The sequence below is a fragment of the Streptomyces sp. KM273126 genome (genome assembly GCF_004337435.2).
Classification (GTDB): domain Bacteria; phylum Actinomycetota; class Actinomycetes; order Streptomycetales; family Streptomycetaceae; genus Streptomyces; species Streptomyces acidicola.
The window spans coordinates 387,685-407,435 of the sequence record NZ_SJXB02000001.1 but is presented as its reverse complement, the minus strand read 5'-3'; the positions used below and the strand labels follow the sequence as shown (position 1 = coordinate 407,435).

Sequence of the window (19,751 nt, the reverse complement as noted above, 5' to 3'; positions counted from 1 at the left end):
AGCGGTCGTGGGGTGACTCCGGCGGTGATGGTCCGGGGGGCTCCCGTGCTCGCCGGCCAGTATGCGCAGGCACGGTCGCCGCTGTCCCTGTCCGTCATCGGGGATCCCCCACCCTCAGCTCCCTCACCGAACCCCGCCTCCCGGTCCACCACGCCTGCGCCGCCGCGATGCCCGTCGTCAGGATCACGACGGCGAGGGCCGGGACCAGCAGGGACCACGGATCCGTCCGCAGGTGGGCGCCGGCCGGTGCGGAGTCCGTCGCCGCCGCGAGCGCGACCGTCGTCAGGTCGATGCCGGGGGAGAGGAGGCGGACGGCGGCCCACCCCGCGAGGGTGCCGCCCAGCGCGGCCGTCAGGGACTGCGGCAGGGACTCCAGGATCAGCAGACGGCGACCCTGGGCGCGGGTCAGGCCCATGGTGCGCAGACGGGCCAGGAGCGCGGTGCGTTCGGGGGCGGAGCGGATCAGGGTCAGCAGCAGGGCCAGGGTCGCGTAAGCGGCGCCCGCCGCCACCGCCGCCGTGTAGACGCGTTCGGCGCCGGCCTGGAGGGGCGAGTCGACGTAGCGTGCCCGGGCCTCCGACCGGAGGCGGACGTCGGCGTTCCCGCCGGTCAGTGCGCGCAGCGCGGCACCGTCCAGGTGGGAGCCGGTCACCAGCAGCGTGGTCGGGCTGGTCTTCCCGGCGGTGGGCTCGGGGAGGCCGGGGAGCCGGGCGCGGTCCACCACCAGGAAGTCCCCGCCCGGCGCGGCCGGAGTGGTCTCGCGCACCAGGGTGATCCGGAGGCTGACGAGGCTGCCGTCGTCCAGCCGTACGGAGAAGGGCCGGGTGCCGAAGCGGTCGGCAAGGGACGGCGACGCGAGGGCGGGCAGGACGTCAGACCGAGGCGAGCCCGTGGGCTTCAGCACAGCCTCCGGGAACGTGCCGAGAGCGGTCCGGCGTGCCAGCGACGCGTACGAGCCCGGGTCGACGCCGGCCAGGGTCACCGGTTGCGCACCGTCGTCCGGGGTCACGTTGTACGCGATGTTGACCGGGCTGACCTCCCGCACTCCGGGGCTCCGGCGGACCTGATCCGGCAGTGTGGCGGGCAGTGCTTGCAGTGCCTCGACGCGGGCGTCGGCGCCGGTCGCGGACAGCGCCGCACGGTCGCGTACGTCGGCGACCCCCGCGAGAACCGAGCCGCCGAAGGCGGCGGTGGTGAGGGCTGTCAGCAGGGCGAGCAGCGGGAGCACCGCGGAGACGGGCGTACGGCCGGCACGGGCCAGCGACAGGTACCCGACCGCGCCCCGCAGCCGCCCCACATGGCGCGCCAGGCGGCGCAACGGCAGCGGATACAGCCGCACCAGCACCAGCGCGGCGATGATCCCCACCAACACGGGTGCCAGTGAGACCAGGTGATCGCCCGACGCCCCCGACGCCCCCGAAGCGCCCAAAGCCTCAGAGGCCCCGGAGATCCCTGGGTCGGAGGACCCCGACCCGTCCGTCCCCCTCCGCCGCAGCGCCACCACCGCGCCCAGCGCGAGCACCATCAGCGTGACTTCGGCGACCGTGCGGCGCCGCGAGGGGCGTACGGAAGTCAGGTCCTCGCGTGCGCCGTGGACCCGTACGACGGCGTGGCGGGCCGCGGCGCTCAGGGGCAGTGCGGCGCAGGCGAGGAGCGTGACGGCCGCGGCCGCGACCACCGCGTGGGCGTAGCGCGTGGTGGGCACCGCGAGGAGGGCGACCACCAGGCCGGCCGCCCCCGCGGGCACCGCGACGACCGCCGTCTCGGCCAGCAGCCGTCCCGTGACACCGCGCAGCGAGCCGCCGCGGGCGCGCAGCAGGGCGAGCTCCGTACGACGACGGTCCGCGGCGAGGCCGCCCGCCATCAGCAGCACCACGGCCGCGACGGTTCCGGTGCCGAACGCGGCGACGGACACGAGAGGAGCGATGCCGTCGCGCAGGCGCTGGTGGGAGCGGAGCACCGTGTCCAGGCCGGTGTTCGCGTCGGCCGCCGGGTCGGTGGCCTGGCGCACCGCCAGCAGGCCGGGTCCCGACACGAGCGCGGCGAGTGAGGAGGAGAGGCCGGGCAGGTCGCGGGCGTTCAACGAGGTGGCGGAGGGGGCGAGTTGCCAGTAGCGCTCCGGGTCTCCCTGCGTTCTCAGCAGGGCGGGTGCCGCGTCCGGGGGCAGGAGCAGGGCGCCCAGCCAGTATGTGTTGGCGGGCGGAATCGCGTCGAGCTTCCGCATCAGGGAGGGGGTGCGCAGCAGGGGTTGCGTCGACCAGTACGCGCCCTGGGGCTCGCGCGGGGTGACGATGCCAGTGACACGCACGGCCAGCGGCTCCCGCAGCACGCCGGGGACGTGGATCACCGACCCCACCTTGATCCGCAGGCGCTCGGCGGTCTCGGTGGTGACGGCGGCCTCCACGGCGCGGCTGCGCGGGGTGACCGATCCGGTGGTGCGCGGCAGACGACCTGTGCTCAGCCGGGCATGGTCGGCGAGGCCGTTCTGCGCGACGAGTGACACCTGGGCGGGCAGCCCGCTGGGCCGGGGCAGCCAACGGTCCAGCGCCTCCTGGGGTTTGGTGGTGCGCACGCCGTACGACGACTGAGCGGGGTCGACGACCAGCGGCCGCTCGACGGCGGCCAGCACCCGTGCGTACTGCTCGCGCAGCGTGTCCTGACGAAGGGCCGACTCCCATTCGTCCGGCGGGAGTTCGGTCGTGGACTGCTGGGCGTAGAACTGCACGGTCGTCTGTTCGGCCGGGGCCTCGGCGACGGCGCTGCGCAGGCCCGCGTCCTCGTACCGGTCCACCGCGCGCGGGAAGGCCGCGGTCAGACAGGCGGTGAACGCGACCAGCAGGGTCAGCGCGCAGGCCGCCCCGGGCGCGGCCCGCAGCCGGGTCCGTACCCAGGGGGCCACGGAGGACGGTGCGCGTACCCGGGTGACGCGGGAAGTCCGGGAACTTGTGGAGGAGCGTGTACGCACCGCGTCACTCACCTCCCTGGCGCCGCAGCGTGCCGATCGCGTCCGGTCGTCGTGCCGCCAGCACGGCCGTGACCGCGAGCGGGGTGACCGTCACCGCGGCCAGCAGCAGGGCCACGGGGGCGACGGGCAGTTCCACCAGGACCTCGGGCACCGGCCGGGAAGCCTGCGGAGTGAGGACGATTCTGGGGATCACCGCCCGGGTGAGGACCGCGCCGAGGGCGACGCCGACCGTGAGGGCCACGGCCACCAGGACGCCCTGTTCGGCGGCGATGAGACGGGCCAGTTGCCGGCGCGGGGCGCCGAGCGCGCGCAGGACCGCGAACTCGTCGGCCCGCTCGCGCAGGGATCCCGCCGTGCTCACCGCGAACCCGACCGCGGCCAGCGCGGCCGCGACCACCGCCACCGCGGCGAACGCGGCCTCGGTACCCGCCCCGAACGGATCGTCCCGCAACCGGTCCGCGACCTCGTCCCTTACGACGACCTGCGACGGCTCGACATCGGGACGCGCCCGCACCTCCTCGGCCACCCGCCCGGCCGCACCAGGCACCGTCCGCAGCCACCACTCGGTCGGCTCGGAGGTCTCGCCGTCCCGTGCCTCCAGCACGCGGTTCACTGACCGGAGATCGACCAGCAGCGCCCCGCCGTCGCCGTCGCCGCCCTCCTCGGTCGTCGGCAGCGCCCTTACGCTCCGCACGATCCGTACCGGCACGGTCGAGTCCCCGAATCTGACGTCCATCCGCTGCCCGGTACCGGAGAGTCCGGCCGACGCGAGGAACCGGTCGGTGGCGACGCCCGTCACCTCGGACGCCGGAGGCTGGGTCACCTGGAGGCGGACCGTGAACGACTCGGGCCTCCAGTAGAGGTCGCGGGGCACGTACCCGGTGCCGTAGCGGACCACGAGGGAGCCCGGTGGCGACTCCTCCACACGCGGGGTCGTCGGGAGCGTGGAGTCGTCCGCGGACGGCGACGTGCTGCCGGAACGCGACGTGACCGTCCAAGAGGTGGCCTGCGGCAGCGACTTTTCCGGCCCGTTGGCGCGGACGGCGCTCACTTTCTCCAGGGACAGGCGGTGTTGCTCGCCGCCGCCGACCGGTTGCTCCATGGTCAGCCGCACGCCGGTCAGCGTCAGGGGCCCGGCCGCGCGGCCCGTCGGGGCATCGGCCGCGCGGGCGAGGTCCAGGGCGAGGACGTGGAGCCGTCCGTCGACGGCCAACTGGCCGGCGGGGACCTGGTACGGCACGCCGTAGCGGTCCTGCAGAGTGACCGTCACATCGGCTTCGGGGCGCTCGCCGCTCCCGTCCGTGTCCGCCGCGTCGCCACCGTCCCGGTCGCTGCTCAGCCGCAGCGCTAGGCGGAGCTCCGTCGTCCCCTGGGGCAGCCGAGGGCCCGCCGTCCTCCCCTTCGGGGGGAGGCCCGCCAGCAGGGGCCGTACCGGCTCGGAGGCCAGGTCACGCCGTAGCAGCAGTCCGTCGGCCGCTGAGGCCGTGTCCAGGGCAAGAACGGTCGCTGTACGGCCGCCGGACAACGGCATCGCCGTACGGATGGCCGGGGCGGTTGCCCGTACGCCGTCGATGTCCGCGTAGCGCCCGGAGCCGCCGAGGCCGGTCGCGCCGCCCGCGAGGACGCGGACGTCCGTACCGGCGCGGAAGTCCGCCTGGTCGTCCTGCGAGCGGTTCCAGGAGGCGCCCTCGCCGATCGCCAGCATCCCCAGGGCGACTGTGAGGACGAGGAGCAGTACCGGGCCGGCGCCACGCGATGGGCGGCGGCTGAACTGCCAGCCGGCCAGGGCGCTCGGCAGGCCCCGGCCGCCCGCAGCGCGGCGCTCGGCGAGCCGGGCCACCAGCGGAAGCAGCCGCAGGGTGAGGACGGTGCCGGCGAGCAGGGCGAGGGCGGGGGCCGTGACCAGCAGCGGGTCGATGCCGAGGGTGCCGACGGGGCTTCCCCCTACTCCAGCGGAGCCCGGAGCTTCCGAGATGCCGCCGGAGAGGGCGCCGGTGTTCCGGCGGTCCAACTGCCAGTACGCGATGCCGGCGATGACCAGCAGCCCGACATCGGCCCCGGCGCGCACCGGGGCGGGCAGGCTACGGGCCCGCCGCACCGTGAAGGAGCCGGAGGTCAGCGCCGGCACTGTCACCGCGAGCGCGCACCCCAGCGCCACCGCCGCCGCGACCAGCCACACCTCCGCACGCCCGCCGGAGGTGTCGATGTACAGCCCGATCCGGGCCAGCGCCCCACGCTCGGCGAGCAGCCGCGTCAACGGCCCGGCGAGCAGCGGCGCGCAGACCGCCGCGGGCACCGCGAGCAGCAGCGCCTCCAGCGCGGCGAGCCCTGCGACCCGGCGGGGTGAGCCGCCGCGCGCCCTGAGCAGCCGGGTCTCGCCCGCCCGTTCGGCGCTCAGCAGCCGGGCCACGAGGAACAGCGCGTACCCCGAGAGGAGGGCGATCAGCAGTGCCACGATCAGCAGGGTCGAGCGGGAGACGAGGAGGGAGCGTTCGACGTCGTCCAGGATCTCGGGCAGCGAGGTCGTCGCGGCCGTGGTGCCGCTCAGGGCGTCGGACGTGCCCAACCCGGCCGTACCGTCACGGGCCGCCTTCCGCAGCGCGCCGATCCGGTCCGTCGTCAGCGTGGCGAAGTCGGCGGAGGCGAGCCAGGCGGACTCTCCCTTGCTCACCCGGCCGCCGGCGAGCACGGACGGATCGGTGAGCAGGGGTCCGTACGTCGTGAAGGAGAGCTTGTGGACACCGCGGCCGCGGAGGTCGTCCACCTGCCAGTACGGGGCGGTGATCCGGTCGGGCCGGTACAGGCCGGTGATCAGGACACGCACGTCGGGACCGTCGAAACGGTCGGTGAGGGTGAGGCGGGCGCCCGGCTTCAGCCCGAGCGGATCGGCGGCGGCCCCCGGCAGGGCCACCTCGACGGTGCTGCCGCCACCGCGTGGCAGCCGCCCCTCGGTGACCCGCACCTGGGTGCGGTCCAGAGCCGCGAAGTGGGTGAGATCGGGGTTGCCGGACCGGGCGGCGGGTGGCTGGAGGGAGCGCGGGAGGGCGTACGGGCCGGACCGTACGAGCGTGCGCACGGTCAACGGCATGCCGTCGAAGGTCCGTCGAGCGCCCTCCAGCACGGCACGGTCGGCGGCCGCGCGCTCGTCGGCGGACGGGGTGTCCGCCTTGACGATCAGGGAGGTACCGGCGGCGTTCTCGGGGGCGGCGAGGGAGTGGCGCAGGGCCGCGTCGCCGATCGCGCCCGAGTACGCGGTGAGGGTCGTCGGCACCACTGTGGTCAGTACGACGGTGAGCAGCGCGGCGGCGAGCAGCAGCCGGTGCGCCCGCACGCGCAGAAACACGAACCCCGTCACCCGGCCCCCCGTCAGCCGTCCCCGGCTCCGGGATCACCGGAGACCTCCGGGTGATGCTGTCAGATGGTGAGGACAGCCGGTAAGCGCCCGTGGGCCGGACTTGACCGGATCGTGACCGGAATTCGGTGCTCTGCGACCGGAATGTGCCGGCCGCGGAGGCGAACCGGCCTCAGCCGGCGGCGTTCACCATCGAAGCCGCCGCGTACGTCAGGTAGTTCCACAGCGTGCGCTCGTGCTCCTCGGAGAGACCGAGTTCGTCGACGGCCACCCGCATGTGCTTCAGCCAGGCGTCGTGTGCGGCCCGGTCGACGGTGAATGGGGCGTGGCGCATCCGCAGGCGGGGATGCCCGCGGTTCTCGCTGTAGGTGGTGGGGCCGCCCCAGTACTGGATGAGGAACAGCGTGAGGCGCTCCTCGGCCGGGCCCAGGTCCTCCTCCGGGTACATGGGCCGCAGCAGCGGGTCCTCGGCGACGCCCTCGTAGAAGCGGTGCACGAGCCGCCGGAAGGTCTCCTCGCCGCCGACCTGCTCGAAGAAGGTCTGCTCCTGAAGTGTGCCGCGCCGAATCTCATTCACGCACCCATGGTCTCAGACGGGTGGACGGAGGACTCAAGGCCTAGGACCGCACGGATCGACGATCAAGACGGTTCCGGTCGACGATCAAGACGGTTCCGGTCGACGATCAAGACAGTTCCGATCGGCGATCAAGAACGAGCCGATTCCGGTGCGGCCCGTCGTGGTGCTCGCCACGGGGCCGATCGCGCAGCACAGTGTGTATATGGGCACACATGCGGTCGATCGGGACCATGACCTCGCCGCGGAGGCCAGGGCGGCTATGGTGCGCGAGATCGGGGCCGGCGGAGCCTGGGACGCCGACCCGGTGTGGCGGGAGGCGTTCGAGGCGGTTCCGCGCCACCTCTTCGTGCCGTACTACTACGTGGGCGGTGGGCCCGCCCCCTCCACGGGTGCCGGGAGCCCGGGCGGGAGCGGCTACGAGCGGCTCTGGGGCGAGGAGCGCGACCCGAGGCGACGCGAGCGCTGGCTGCGCGGCGCGTACACCGACGTCCCGCTCGCCACACGCCTGCGCGACGGTGAGTTGATCTCCTCCAGCAGCCAACCCTCGCTGATGGCGAACATGCTGGCCGAACTGGAGGTGGAGGACGGAAACCGCGTCCTGGAGATCGGCGCCGGCACCGGCTACAACGCGGCCCTGCTCGCGCACCGCCTCGGGGACGACCTGGTCACCACCGTCGACCTGGACCCCGACATCACCGAGGGGGCACGCAGGCATCTGGCCGCCGCCGGGTACCACCCGACCGTCGTCACGGGCGACGGCGCACGCGGGGTGCCCCAACGCGCGCCGTACGACCGGATCATCGCGACCTGCACGCTGTTCTCGATCCCGCGCGCCTGGCTCGCCCAGTGCGCACCCGACGCCCGCATCCTGACGCCGCTGGCCACGGGTCTGATCCGGCTGCGGGTACGGGACGCCGAGACCGCCGAGGGGCGTTTCCTGCACACGCCCGCGTACTTCGTGCCGTTGCGCGGCGACGGGGGAGGGCCCGCGCGGCTGCATCCCCATCTGGGCGGGCTGCCGGGCCGGGCCAGGGACCACGAGCTCTTCCGGTTCCTGCTGACCCTGACCGCGGGCACCCTGGACCCGCACGAGGCGCTCGCGCTGTGGGACCGCGAGGGGCACCCGACGCGCGACCGGTACGGGATCACGATCAGCGCCGACCGCGAATGGGCGTGGCTGGACGACCCGGAGGGGCCGTATGCGTGGCCCCTCCCGTAAGTCATATGACCCGTCCGCTCGCGCTCGGCTGTGTGTTCAGCCTCGCCGGATGGTGATCGTCGTCCAGGCCCCCACGTGCACCCGGTCCCCGTCCTGCAGGGGTACCGGGACGAACGGCTGGATGGGCTCCTCGGAGCCGTTGACCGTGGTGCCGTTCGTGGAGTTCTGGTCGACGACCGCCCAACTGCCGTCCGGCTGCTGGACCAGGACCGCGTGCTGGTGCGAGACGCCCGGGTCCTCCGGCGGCACCGACAGATCGATGTCAGGGGTGTCACCGGTGGAGTGACGGCGGCGGCCGATGGTCAGCTGGTTGCCGAGGAGGGTGCGCTGCTGCTCCGGGGAGTACGCGGGCAAGTTGAGCCCCGCGGCCTCGGGGCCGGAGCGCTGCATCATCGACATGAAGTAGTCGCGGTCCGGGCCGATCGTCGCCGTCCAGGTGGCCGGCTGCTGGGGGTACGCGGGAGCGGGCGGGGCCTGGGTGGCACCCGGCTGCGGGTATCCGTAGCCACCTGGCGCCCCCGGTCCACCGGGCGCGGGAGGCGCACCGGGACCGGACGACGGCGGGGAGATCATCCAGTCGTCCTTCCCGCCACCGAAGGACGGGCCGCCCGGCTGAGGGCCGCCGGGCCCGCCGGGAGCGGGCGCACCCGGCTGTCCCGTCTCGCCGGGGAACGTGGGCGGAGCGGGCGGCCCAGCCTGCTGGAAGCCCTGCGGCAGCCCACCGGCCGCCGGACCACCACCCGCCCCCGGACCACCGAAGCCTCCGGGACCACCAGGGCCGGAAGGTCCACCGGGTCCGGGAGGGCCGCCGGCTCCCGGCGGAGCGGTCGGCACGGAGGGCTCGCCGCCGAAGGGCGGCCCCGGCGGGATGGGCTCCGCGGGCCGGTTCACCTGCGAGGGGCGCGAGCTCTGATAGTCATACGAGTCACCGCCGCCGAAGGCCGGACCCGGCCCGGGCGGCTGCTGGAACCGGAGCGCCGGGTTCGGCCCACCAGGTCCACCGGGGCCACCAGGATCCGCGGACCCAGCCTGCCCCCCAGGGCCCCCAGGGCCGCCGGGGCCACCGGGGCCGCCAGGCCCCGCAAATGGTGCCGGTCCGCCGGGACCCGCGAACGGTGCGGGACTACCAGGACCCGCGAACGGTCCCGGTCCGCCCGGACCCGCGAACGGTGCCGGGCCACCAGGACCTGCAAACGGTGCGGGACCGCCCGGACCACCGGGCCCCGCGGGTCCTCCGGGACCCGTCGGCCCAGGCCCAGGTCCGGCCCCAGGCCCGGAGGGCCGAGGTGCGGCCGGGGTGTACGAGGTGGCCGTGTTCGTCAGGAAGTTCCACCGGCACTCCTCGCAGAACGGCGCACCGCCCTCGCGGGGCGTGCGGCACTGCGGGCAGAGCTCCGGTGCGCCGCCGGGCATGGCGGACGGATGCGGATGCCCTCCGGGCTGACCGCCCGCGCCCGGAGGCGGGGGAGGAGGCGGAGGGGAGCCGGGTGGCGGATAACCGTAGCCCGCGGCCGGCGGCGGGGGCGGAGGTGGCGGGGGCACGGCACCGGCCATGCGGTGACCGCAGACCTCGCACCAGTCGTCGGAACCCGACTGGTGTCCGTTCGGGCAGGTCGGCATGTCGGCGCGTCCCCCTTTCCTGTCCGGCCGTCCGGGCCGGATTGCTCGGCCGCTGTGGGCCAGTGTGCTTGATTGGTTTTGTCCGACCCCCGGAGCGGGGTCGGCAACGCTACTTCTTGACGCGAACGGTTTTGGTGGACCGCGTCTCCAGAGTCATCTCGTCGGCCTCCGCGACCTTCGCCTTCAGTCGCACAGTACCTGCCGCTGCGTCGACGACGTCCACCACCTTCGCAAGCAGTTTCGCTGTATCGGCATTACCCGACTCGCTGGCGAGTTGAACGGCCCGGCCCAGTTTGGCCGTTGCTCCGTCGACATCTCCGGATTTGCGCGCATCCAGACCTTGTTGGATGACTTGTGCCAGTTCGGCCTGGCCCGTGTAGTGCGCGACCTGGGGATTGATGGAGGTCGAGGCCGCCATGTCCTCAGTCCACACGGCCCGTACGAGACCCTGCGCGCCCAGGTTGTGGACGGTTCCGTCGGGTTGCGGGATCACCAGCGAGACGCGGGCGGCCAGCATCTCCTGGCCGATGTCGGCGGCGGGCACCTTCACACACACGTGGTAGTCGCGCGACTCGTCACCCCATGAACCGGTCGGGTAGTCCCCGGCGCGCGGGCCCGCCTCGGTGCGGCGCTCGGTCAACTCCTCGACCGTGGGGGCCACCTGCTTCACGAACTTGATCTCCGTGCCCATGGGTGTCCACAGCCGCAGCGCGACGTCCGCGACCTCCTTGCCCATGGCCGTCTCCATCATCTGGGTGAAGTCGGCGGCGAGGCCCGTCGGGTCGGCGATGATGTCGGCGGTGCCGAGCAGCGCGGACGCGATCCCTGTGACCTCTTTCACCTCCCAGTCGGTGCCCACGCCCCGCGCGTCACAGGTGAAGCGTCCGGCGGACGCGTCGAGGGCGGCGCGCAGGTCCTCCGGGGACTCGTGCTCGTTGCGGCCGTCGGTGAGGAGGATGCCGTGCCGTATGGCGGCGTCCTCGGAGGAGAGCAGGCGGTCGGCGAGCTTCAGCCACGTCCCGATCGCGGTGCCGCCGCCCGCGCTCAGCCTGCGCAGGGCCTGTTTGGCCTGGTCACGCGTGGTGGCGTCGGCGACGGCGAGCCGACCGCCGCCGGGGTAGACCTCCTTGGCGATGTGTGTGCCGCCGACCACCGCGAAGTGCACACCGTCGCGCAACGCGTCGATCGCGGCGGCCGTGGCGTCCCGCGCCCCCCGCATCTTCGTCGGCGGGTAGTCCATCGAGCCCGAGCAGTCGACCATGATCGCCACGGCCGCGGACGGGCCCTGTCCCGGCGCGTACAGGTGCGGGGCGGCTACGGCGCCGCCGATGGTGCCGCCGCCGGTCGAGCTCACCGTCACGATGGCGTTGACCTCGCGGCCGCCCTCCGGCAGGTACTCGTTCTGGTACACGTCCACCGAGAACTGCGGCACGTTCGACTTCGAGAAATTGGCCATGCGTTCTCTGTCCCCCTCAAGGCCCCCACGACGCGTGGGCCGATGACTGTGGCTGCGTGAACGGGCCGGTCCCCACCGGTCCGTTGGCCGACGCCGTCGACCGGCCGTTCCCCTGCGTTCGGCCGGCCTTTCGGCCGTTTCCATCCGTCGATCCGGCCGACCGACTGACCGTTCCGCCCGTCGAATCGGCCGACTGACCGTTCCGCCCGTCGAATCGGCCGACCGACCGTTGCGTCCGTCGAGCCGGCCGGCCCCGTCTGCCGGCCGCTCGAATCCGTTCCACCGGCCGTTCCCACACGGCCGTGACGGCGCCCTCGCGAGCGCCCTCAGGCCGATCCTGCCCCCTGGGGCGGGGCCGGGAACGGGAGGACGGCCACTGTTACGTTGTCGTGGCCCCCACCGTCGAGGGCGTGGCCCACCAGAACCTGGGCGGCGTGCAGCGGGCGTTGCGCGGCGTCGAGGGGTACGACCTCGGCCATCTCCTCGGCCGCCTCCGCGTAGTTCCACAGCCCGTCGGTGCACACCACCACTACACCCGGCCGGTCCGGTTTGAAGGAAGCGGTGTGCGGCTCCAGTTCGTACGCGTCCGCGCCGAGCCAGCCCGTGATGGCGTGGGCGCGATGATCGGCGTACGCCTCGGCCTCGCTCATCAGTCCCGCGGCCACCATCTGTGCGGCCCACGAGTCGTCCTCGGTCAGCCGGGCCGGGGGTGAGCTGCGGTCCGTGGGGACCCAGTAGGCGCGGCTGTCGCCGACCCAGCCGACGATCAGCAGGGTGGAGGTGACGACGGCGCCGACCAGCGTGCACGCGGGCGCGTTCTGGTGGGGGGCGTGCTCCTGGGCCGTCCGGGGTTCCTCCGCCAGGGAGTTGACGGCGTTCGAGGCGGCGACGATCGCGTCGTGCATGGCCTGCTGCGGGTGTGTGCCGCGCGGCAGGGTCTCCAGCAGCGCCTCGCCCGCGGCGCGGGACGCGGCGAGCGAGGCGTCGTCGGGGCGGGTCGCGGACGACACACCGTCGCAGACGATCGCGACGACCGCGGGCGAACCGTCGGGCAGGGCGGTGGAGGACACCGTGAAGGCGTCCTCGTTGCGGTGGTGGCGCAGCCCCCGGTCACTGACCGCGGCCACGGCGCCCAACTCCTGCTCCATGTGGTCGCGTTCGCGGGGCTGGGCATGGCCGCAGTTCTCGCAGTAGCCGTCCCGGTCGACCTGCCCCGCGCGGCATGCCACGCAGGTCTTGGTGCCCGCGGGCGGCGTCGAGAGGTCAGCGGTACGGGGGTCGACGGGCCGGGGCGCGGCCAGGTGGTAGTCGCCCGCGTCGGACGATGACGACGAGGAAGACGAGGACGACGAAGAAGACGAGGGTGGCGAGGCGGATGAGGAGACCGATGGGGCCGACGGGGCCGACGGGGACGAGGCGGATGCGTCGGACGTATCAGACGCGCCGGACGAGGGCGACTCGGCGGGCCGGTCGAACCGTACGCCCCGCGCCGGACGCTCGGCCCCACTCGGTGATGGCGACAGCGCTGGCGCCTCGCCCTGCGGCGCACCCCCGCTCACCTGCGACGTCCCTTGGGCGGACGGCTCGGCTCCGCCCGGCTGCGCGCCTTCGGCGTGCAGTTCGGAACCGCCCGAGTCCGTCCCCCGGAGTTCGCCGGGCAGGTGCACCGGTGCCGGAGCGTCGGAGGCGCCGGCCTCGGGGGCGACTGGCCAGGCCACCGGCGACGCCGCGTCCGGCAGGGGAGGGGCCGTCCCGTTCATGGTGATCGTCGGGGTGTCCGTCGGCGGCGGGGGGACCACCGACAGGTCGTACCCGCACGCACCGCAGAAACGGTCACCCGATTCGAGGGGCCACTCGCAGCTCGGGCAGGCGGCCAGTTGGGGCATCTGCGACATCAACTACACCCACGTCCGGGGGCGGTAACGGTTGGCACGTTCCACCAGGTCGATCCTTTCCTCGCCGCCCTGCGCGAGCCGGGCCAGCGTGCGGTACGAGCGCTCCAGGCCGAAGCGGAGGCCGCGCTCGTCGAGCGCGCTGCCGAGCAGCACACGTCCGCCGCCCGCAGGTGGCGCCGAACCCTGGCTACCGGAGAGTACCCAGTCCAGCGCGCTGCCGAGGACCTCTGTGGACAACTGCTCACGGCGCACGGCGTCCAGACCGTACCCGCCGAGGGCCTCGACCTGGCCCGCGGCGGCGGTGAGGTCGTCGAGGAACGGCGATCCGGCGGTGTCGTTCGTACGCTGACGCAGACGCGCCCGCACGGCTGCGACGCGGGCCGCCGTGTAGTGGATCGATGCCTCCGGCACGGACTCCAGCGTGCGCACGGCACCGCTCCGGTCGCCCGCCGCGAGCTGCACCCGGGCGAGCCCGAACGCACTGCTCACATAGCTGGGGTCGGTCGACCACACCAGGCGGTGGTACTCGGCCGCGTTGTCCAGCTGCCCGAGGACCTCCGCGCACAGGCCGAGGGCCAGCTTCGGCGCGGGCTCGCCGGGGAACGCGTCGTAGACGGCGTCGAACGCCAGCGCGGCGCTCTCGTGGTCGCCGGTCGCGAGCGCCGCCACGCCCCGGTACCAGACCACCCGCCAGTCGTCCGGATGGTCCCGCTCCAGGGCGTCCAGGGTGCCGAGGGCACTGGCGAACTCGCCCATCTCCAGCCGGGCCCGCAGCTCCCGCAGCCGCAGCTCCAGCGAGCCGGTGGGCGCCGCGTGCAGCGCGGTGATCAGCTCCGCGGGCGCCGAGGCGATGAGTCCGGCGAGGAACCCGGCGTTGGGATCACCGGGGTCGACCCGGGGGACGGGCAGCGCGAGCGCGGCGGCGGCCGTGTCGAGCGGCTTGACCACCACGGGGTCAGCGGCGCCCGGTGTCGGCAGCGGGAAGGACTGCGCCCCCTGCGGTTGCGCCGCCTGCAGTTGCGTTCCCTGCAGTTGCGTTCCCTGCGGTTGCATCCCCTTCGGCGCCGTCCCGCCCGATGCCACCAACGCGGCGGTGCCCTTCTTCCCGCGTACCGGAGCGACCCGCACCCCCAGCCGCGACACGTCCCCGTCCAGTTCGGCGAACAACTCCGTGTCCGTGACCCTGAGCTCGGGCCCGAACAGGGTGGACAGCGCCGGCCGCGGCCGCCCCGTCTGCAGGGACACGACCTCGCGCAGCACGCCCGTGAGCTGCTCCGCCATCTCCTGAGCGGAGGCGAACCTGCGGGCCGGGTCGGGGTCGGTGGCGCGCACCAGAAGCCGGTAGTACGACTCGTACTGCCGGAAGACCTCGATGTGGTCCGGGTCGGGCAGGGAGTCCACGAACACGTTCGTGTAGCCCTGGAAGTCGAAGGTGAGGACGGCCAGTGTGCGTGCGACCGTGTACAGGTCGGAGGCCACGGAGGGACCGACGTCCGCGACCTCCGGCGCCTGGTAGCCGACCGTGCCGTAGATGGCGGACTCGTCGTCGTCCATCCTGCGCACCGCGCCCATGTCGATCAGCTTGAGCTGGTCCTCGGTCTGGATCGCGTTGTCGACCTTGAAGTCGCAGTACAGCAGGTTGCGGCTGTGCAGATGACCGAGGGCCTCCAGCGCCTCGATGCCGTACGCGCACGCCTGCTCGACCGGCAGCGGGTCGCGCTTCCCGGCGGGCGTGCGGCGCTCGTTGGCGATCTCCTTGAGGGACTTGCCGCCGACGTACTCCATCACGATGTACCCGTCCAGCGAGCCGGTGCGCTGGTCGAGGTGCTCGACGAAGTTGTAGATGCGGACGATGTTGGCGTGCTCGATCTCGGCGAGGAAGCGGCGCTCGGAGATCGCGGCGGCCATCGCGTCCTGGTCACCGGTGTCCAGCAGGCCCTTCAGCACGACCCAGCGGTCCGACACGGCACGGTCCACGGCCAGGTATATCCAGCCGAGACCGCCGTGCGCGAGGCAGCCCGCGACCTCGTACTGGCCGTGCACCACGTCGCCGCCCCTCAGCTTCGGGACGAACGAGTAGGGGTGGCCGCACTTGGTGCAGAAGCCCTCCACGCGCCCCGGCCGTTCGCCGCGCGCCCGCCCCACCGGCGCCCCGCAGTCGGAGCGCGAGCAGAACCGCTTCCGCTCGGGCACCTCGGGGTTCTCCAGGACCATCGCCCGCGGGTCGGGCCGCGGCACCTGCGGCACCTGCACCAGACCGGCGCCCAGGCGGGCCCGCCCGGAGGAACCGGCGGCCGAACCGGAGCTGCGCACCGACACCGAGCGGCCCGTCGACTTCCCCGACAGGGCGCGCGAGAGCCGGCCGGAGACCGAGCGCCGGGACTGGGAGGACCGCGCGGACGTCCGGGAGCTGGCGCGGGAGCTACGGCTCGACCTGCTCGACCTGCTCGACCCGCTGGAACCGTGGGCCCCCTTGCCGCCGGCGGTGATCCCCGTGGCCGGAGAACCGACCATGCCGTTCGCTGCGACGACCGGCGCCAGACCACATGTGTCGCAGTACAGCTCGCCGCCGCCCACGTCCTCGTACGCGCCCGAGCAGTCGGGCCGCTGGCACGCCTGCCGCTCACTCATCCCGTATCACTCATCCCGCATCACCTCTGTCGCTCACGCGCCCGGCCCCCTCCGGTCCTGTGGCCGACCGGCCCCGCCCTGCCCGGGCACGACCGTGCCCAGCAGCTCCGCGGCGGCCCGCTGGTAGCGGAGCACCGCCTGTTCGGCGACCCGCAGGTCGCAGGGCGCGCTCCACAGCATGCGGCGGGCCGCGTCGTACCGCTCGACGAGGAACGGGTCCTCCGCGAGTCCGTGCCGGGCGACCTTCGCCTTGTACGCGTCGAGGCGGCCGCGCAGTTCGGCGCGGACCGCCAGGGGAGCGGTGACCGCGGTCAACGACTCCCGGGCCCGCAGCAGTTCGTCCTCCGCCTTCTGCTCCAGGGACTCCAGGAGCGGGGACAGACGGTGCCACTGGGCGTGCCTGCGGTACTCGGCGGCCGTGGCGAGCTGCTCCTGCAACACGGTGGGCGGGCCGCTGACCACGGGCACCTCCGTCGCGGCGATCTTCGCGAGCACCTCGCCGCGCGCGCTGCGTGCCTCGGCGAGCGTACGGTCCGCGCGGCTGAGCACGTCCCGGAGCTTCACCAGCCGTGCCTCCGCGTCCTGGCGGACCGTCAGTACGGCGTCGATCTCACGCCGTACGTCCTCCAGGGCGCGCGCCTCACGGTCGTACGTCGAGGTGTCCGGACGGCCGCCGCCGGGGGCCGAGCTCCTCCCCTGCGCGGGCACCCAGTACGCCAGCGGGTCGGACACCACCTGCTCGCGCAGGGAGGCCAGGGTGCGGGTGATCCGCTCCAGGTCGTCGCCCGCCGGGTGCTCTCCGGGGCGTACGCCGACGGAGTGCGCGAGCTGACGGGTGCGCTGCAACTCGGCGGCCAGTAAGTCGATCCGGGCGGGCAGCGCAGACCAGACCGCGTCGGCGGCGACCACCATGTCCAGCGAGGTCGCGTACAGCTCGTTCATCCGTTCCACGAGCTCGGCCAGGGTGAACTGCTCGCTCAGTCTGCCCCCGCCGACCCGCGCCGGTACGTTGGCCGTCGCCGTGGCACTGCCCGCGACCGTGACGCTCTGGCCGCGCAGCAGTTCGGTCAGCTCGACCAGGTCCTCACGGCTCGACCACCGGCGCCGCGAGCGGATGTCACGGGCGGAGCGCAGCGCGTCCGTGTACGAGTCGAAGTACGCCCACAGCAGCGTGATCGACGCCTCCGCGGCCGTCCAGCGCTCCCTGGTGAGGCCCGTGAGCTCGGCGCCTTCGAGGAGTCTGCGGCCCGCGTGGTCCTGCAGGGCGAGGAGTGAGGTCTCGATCGCCTCGTGCTCCGCGCCGAGCCGCGCCAGCGCACGGTCCACCTCGTCCCGGTCCATCACCGGCCCGGTGGATCCCGCGACGCCCATCGATCACCTCTCGCTCTCGTCGTTCCCCGCGCCCACGGCGTTCGGGCAACTCTCCAGTCGTACCAGGTCGGTTGTTCCGCTTACGGTTCTGGTCTTTTCGGACTCACTGTTCGTGCTCGGTCTGTCCAGGGTCGGTCTGTGTCACCTGTAGTCGGGCGTCGGCGGCCGCGACTTCGCCGCGTCCTCCCCGAGGGTGGGGGCGAGCCACTTGTCGTACGACTGCTGCCAGCCGCTGTCGCGGTAGTCCTCAAGGACCTGGTTGACCCGGCGCACCAGATCCTCCGCGTCCTTCTTCATCGCCACGCCGTAGTACTCGGTCGTGAAGGGGTCGCCCTTGAGGTCGACCGTCGGATCCTGTGCGGCCTGGCTCGCGGCGAGCGCGCCGTCCGTGACGACCGCGTCGACCTCGCCGAGCTGGAGCCGCACCAGGCAGTCGAGCTGGTTGGGAACGGTGGTGGAAATGTCGGCGGAGGAGGGGAGGCCCCCCTTCTTCTGGTCGTCCCTCAGTGTTTCGAGTGCGGTGGAGCCGCTCGCCGTACAGATCTTGGTCTTGGCCAGCGAGTCGTAGCCGTCGATCGTCGAGGACCTGGGTGCGAGGACCTGCTGACCGGTCGTGAAGTAGGGCGCGGAGAAGGCGACCTCCTCCAGGCGCTTGCAGCTGATCGTCATGGTGCGGACCACCATGTCCACCTGCCCACTCTGGATCGCCGGAATGCGCTGGTTCGTGGGAACGGCCTTGAAGCGGATGTTGTGCGTCGAGTCGCCGCCGACGATCTCGTCGGCGATACGGTGCGCGAGGTCGATGTCGAAGCCCTCCAGCTCGGCCTTGTCGCTCTCGCTGTTCGGATCGCGGTAGCCCCAGCGGTAGCTGTTCTGGTCGACGCCGACGGTGAGATAGCCCTTCTTCTTGATGTCCGCGATCGTCGTACCGCTCTCGTCGGAGGACGGCTCCAGGCTCTGCTTCCAGGCGTCGGCGTCCTCGCAATCGTCCGCCTTCGCGTACGTGACCCGGGTGGGCCCCTGGCCGCCGGTGGTCGCGCTGCCCTCGACGAGAGGCGCGTCACGCAGCGGCAGCAGCGTGAAGACCGCGGTGAGGGCGCAGGCGGCCCCCATCGCGCCCACGCCGCCCCAGCCCTTCAGGCCGGCCCTCAGGCGTCGTGCCGCACTCATCACCGCGCCCCCTTCCGCCACCGGCCTCATCACCGGTACTCCGACAGCCTGCGCCCGATGCCGAGAACGGCGCCCGACGCGCCCAGCACGGCGAGCACGGCGGCGCCCACGGGGAGCCCGGTCATCGCCTTCCTGCCGTCCTGGGCCGCCAGCTCGAACTGGGCCTGCTCGTGCCCGAGCGCCTTCTCCAGATTGCTCACGACGCTGTCGAAGCACTCACCCGTCGGTTTGTCGTCCGCGGAGCCGATGACCTTGCTCAGGGCGGCCTGGTAGTCGCCGTCGGTGTCGAACTCGCGGGCCTCTTTGTGGCGCTCCAGCCACTCCCTCATGTTGCGGGTGGCCGCTTTCACGGGCCGCTGGCCCGCCTGGTCGTCGGCCATGTGTCCGGCGATCCCCAGGTACGACGAGAGGTCGCTCATGTCGCCCCTGAAGTCGCTGTCGAACTTGTCGGCGCCGGTACTGGTGGTCTCCGAGCCCCGGCTGACCAGCGTCAGGTTCTCGTTGCCGCGTGCCTTGAGGGAGGCGATCCGGGCGTCGTTCAGCACGTTCACCGAGACCACGCCGTCGTCGTACGAGTCGAGAAGTGCCGAGCGAGCGACGGTGTGGCCGACGACGAGCCACAGCAGGACGGCCGTGGCTGCGGCGGAGGCGGTGAACAGGCCGCGGTTCAGCACCCGGTTCGTGCGGTGGTAGGTGCGGCGCTGGGCCCACACGAGGGCACCGAGAGCGAGGACGCCGAGGCTGATCGCGGCCCACGGGTAGGCGGTCGCGCTGTCATAGTCGTCGCTCAGGCGCTCGTTCTCGTTGTTGTAGAGAAGCTCGGCCTTGGGGAGCATCTCCTCCTGCATCTTCTCGTTCGCGTACCGCAGGTAGGCGCCGCCCAGCGGGTAGCCCTGCCGGTTGTTCGCGCGGGCCCGCTCGACGAGGCCCTTGTACTCGGGCAGCAACTCGTTGAGCTCGGCAATGGTCCGGGCGGAGGAGGAGCCGGGCTCGGAGGCCGTCGCGGCGTCCGCCAGACCGGAGGCGGCCGCTCTCATGTCCTCCTCGTACCGGGTGCGGGACTCGGGGGTCTCCTGGCCGCCGGCGAGGAAACCGCTGGAGGCCGCCGTGTTGGCGCCGGCCAGGGCGCGGTAGACGTCGGCCGCGGCGGCGCTCAGGGGCTGGCTGCTGTGGAGCACGTCGTCGGCGGCGGTCGAGCGGTCCGACATCTGCCACGCGGCGACGGCACCGAAGGCGACGACCAGGAGCGCGAGGGCGGCCCCGATGATCCGCAGCCGACCGGGCTCGGTCGCCGCGGCCGCGCGCAGTTCGTCGACGCCCTCCATGAACGCCGTGCGGTGCGGTGGGCCGCTGTCCGGCGCGCCGGACGCCGCGGGCCGAGCAGGCCGCGTGGCCTGCGGTGGCACGGCCGGGGCCGTGGTCGCGGCCTGGGCCGGTGGCGCCGCGCTCCCCTTCGACGTGTCCGTCACTTGACCTCCCCCATGGTCATCCGCCG

At 73.3% G+C, this 19,751-nt stretch carries 11 protein-coding genes; 1 reads left to right on the top strand and 10 read right to left on the bottom strand.

All coding sequences use genetic code 11. The annotated features are described in order from the left end of the window. Positions 1–94: 94 nt before the first annotated feature. The 3 genes from E0500_RS01670 to E0500_RS01660 all read right to left on the bottom strand — a co-directional run bounded on the left by E0500_RS01670 (position 95) and on the right by E0500_RS01660 (position 6,894). Positions 95–2,899, bottom strand: a complete 2,805-nt coding sequence (locus E0500_RS01670) for an ABC transporter permease (RefSeq protein ID WP_131563681.1) — start codon at positions 2,897–2,899, stop codon at positions 95–97. Between the two features lie 70 nt (positions 2,900–2,969). Beyond that, entirely contained in the window at positions 2,970–6,320 is a 3,351-nt protein-coding gene (locus tag E0500_RS01665; protein WP_165935004.1) for an ABC transporter permease, read from the bottom strand. A 169-nt stretch (positions 6,321–6,489) separates the two neighbouring features. Continuing rightward, complete coding sequence (locus tag E0500_RS01660) at positions 6,490–6,894, bottom strand: globin (protein ID WP_131563679.1); 405 nt, start codon at positions 6,892–6,894, stop codon at positions 6,490–6,492. A gap of 202 nt (positions 6,895–7,096) precedes the next feature. Between E0500_RS01660 and E0500_RS01655 the strand changes: the two genes are divergently transcribed. After that, a complete protein-coding gene (locus E0500_RS01655) occupies positions 7,097–8,113 on the top strand; it encodes a methyltransferase domain-containing protein (RefSeq protein ID WP_131563678.1) in 1,017 nt (338 codons plus the stop codon). A 36-nt stretch (positions 8,114–8,149) separates the two neighbouring features. On the opposite strand, the gene E0500_RS01650 is transcribed toward E0500_RS01655, so the two are convergent. The 7 genes from E0500_RS01650 to E0500_RS01620 form a co-directional block, all read right to left on the bottom strand. Then, complete coding sequence (locus tag E0500_RS01650; RefSeq protein ID WP_181586835.1) at positions 8,150–9,733, bottom strand: FHA domain-containing protein; 1,584 nt, start codon at positions 9,731–9,733, stop codon at positions 8,150–8,152. A 109-nt stretch (positions 9,734–9,842) separates the two neighbouring features. After that, the gene (locus tag E0500_RS01645; RefSeq protein ID WP_131566887.1) at positions 9,843–11,189 is read right to left on the bottom strand and encodes a VWA domain-containing protein; all 1,347 of its coding nucleotides are present in this window, start codon (positions 11,187–11,189) and stop codon (positions 9,843–9,845) included. A gap of 326 nt (positions 11,190–11,515) precedes the next feature. Then, positions 11,516–13,084 (bottom strand): PP2C family serine/threonine-protein phosphatase, encoded by a 1,569-nt coding sequence (locus E0500_RS01640; protein ID WP_131566890.1) that lies wholly within the window; start codon positions 13,082–13,084, stop codon positions 11,516–11,518. A gap of 3 nt (positions 13,085–13,087) precedes the next feature. Continuing rightward, entirely contained in the window at positions 13,088–15,715 is a 2,628-nt protein-coding gene (locus tag E0500_RS01635) for a serine/threonine-protein kinase (RefSeq protein WP_131566893.1), read from the bottom strand. A gap of 33 nt (positions 15,716–15,748) precedes the next feature. Beyond that, complete coding sequence (locus E0500_RS01630; RefSeq protein ID WP_131566897.1) at positions 15,749–17,086, bottom strand: hypothetical protein; 1,338 nt, start codon at positions 17,084–17,086, stop codon at positions 15,749–15,751. 141 nt (positions 17,087–17,227) lie between these two features. Further along, positions 17,228–18,256, bottom strand: a complete 1,029-nt coding sequence (locus E0500_RS01625; protein ID WP_131566901.1) for a glutamate ABC transporter substrate-binding protein — start codon at positions 18,254–18,256, stop codon at positions 17,228–17,230. A gap of 29 nt (positions 18,257–18,285) precedes the next feature. Further along, the gene (locus E0500_RS01620; protein WP_181586834.1) at positions 18,286–19,725 is read right to left on the bottom strand and encodes a hypothetical protein; all 1,440 of its coding nucleotides are present in this window, start codon (positions 19,723–19,725) and stop codon (positions 18,286–18,288) included. Positions 19,726–19,751 lie beyond the last annotated feature (26 nt).

Bases quoted from the DNA above. Each gene is read 5' to 3' on its own strand.
- E0500_RS01635 (WP_131566893.1), bottom strand. From the start codon at position 15,715: ATGAGTGAGCGGCAGGCGTGCCAGCGGCCCGACTGCTCGGGCGCGTAC.
- E0500_RS01625 (WP_131566901.1), bottom strand. From the start codon at position 18,256: ATGAGTGCGGCACGACGCCTGAGGGCCGGCCTGAAGGGCTGGGGCGGC.
- E0500_RS01640 (WP_131566890.1), bottom strand. From the start codon at position 13,084: ATGTCGCAGATGCCCCAACTGGCCGCCTGCCCGAGCTGCGAGTGGCCC.
- E0500_RS01650 (WP_181586835.1), bottom strand. From the start codon at position 9,733: ATGCCGACCTGCCCGAACGGACACCAGTCGGGTTCCGACGACTGGTGC.
- E0500_RS01630 (WP_131566897.1), bottom strand. From the start codon at position 17,086: ATGGGCGTCGCGGGATCCACCGGGCCGGTGATGGACCGGGACGAGGTG.
- E0500_RS01645 (WP_131566887.1), bottom strand. From the start codon at position 11,189: ATGGCCAATTTCTCGAAGTCGAACGTGCCGCAGTTCTCGGTGGACGTG.
- E0500_RS01655 (WP_131563678.1), top strand. From the start codon at position 7,097: ATGGGCACACATGCGGTCGATCGGGACCATGACCTCGCCGCGGAGGCC.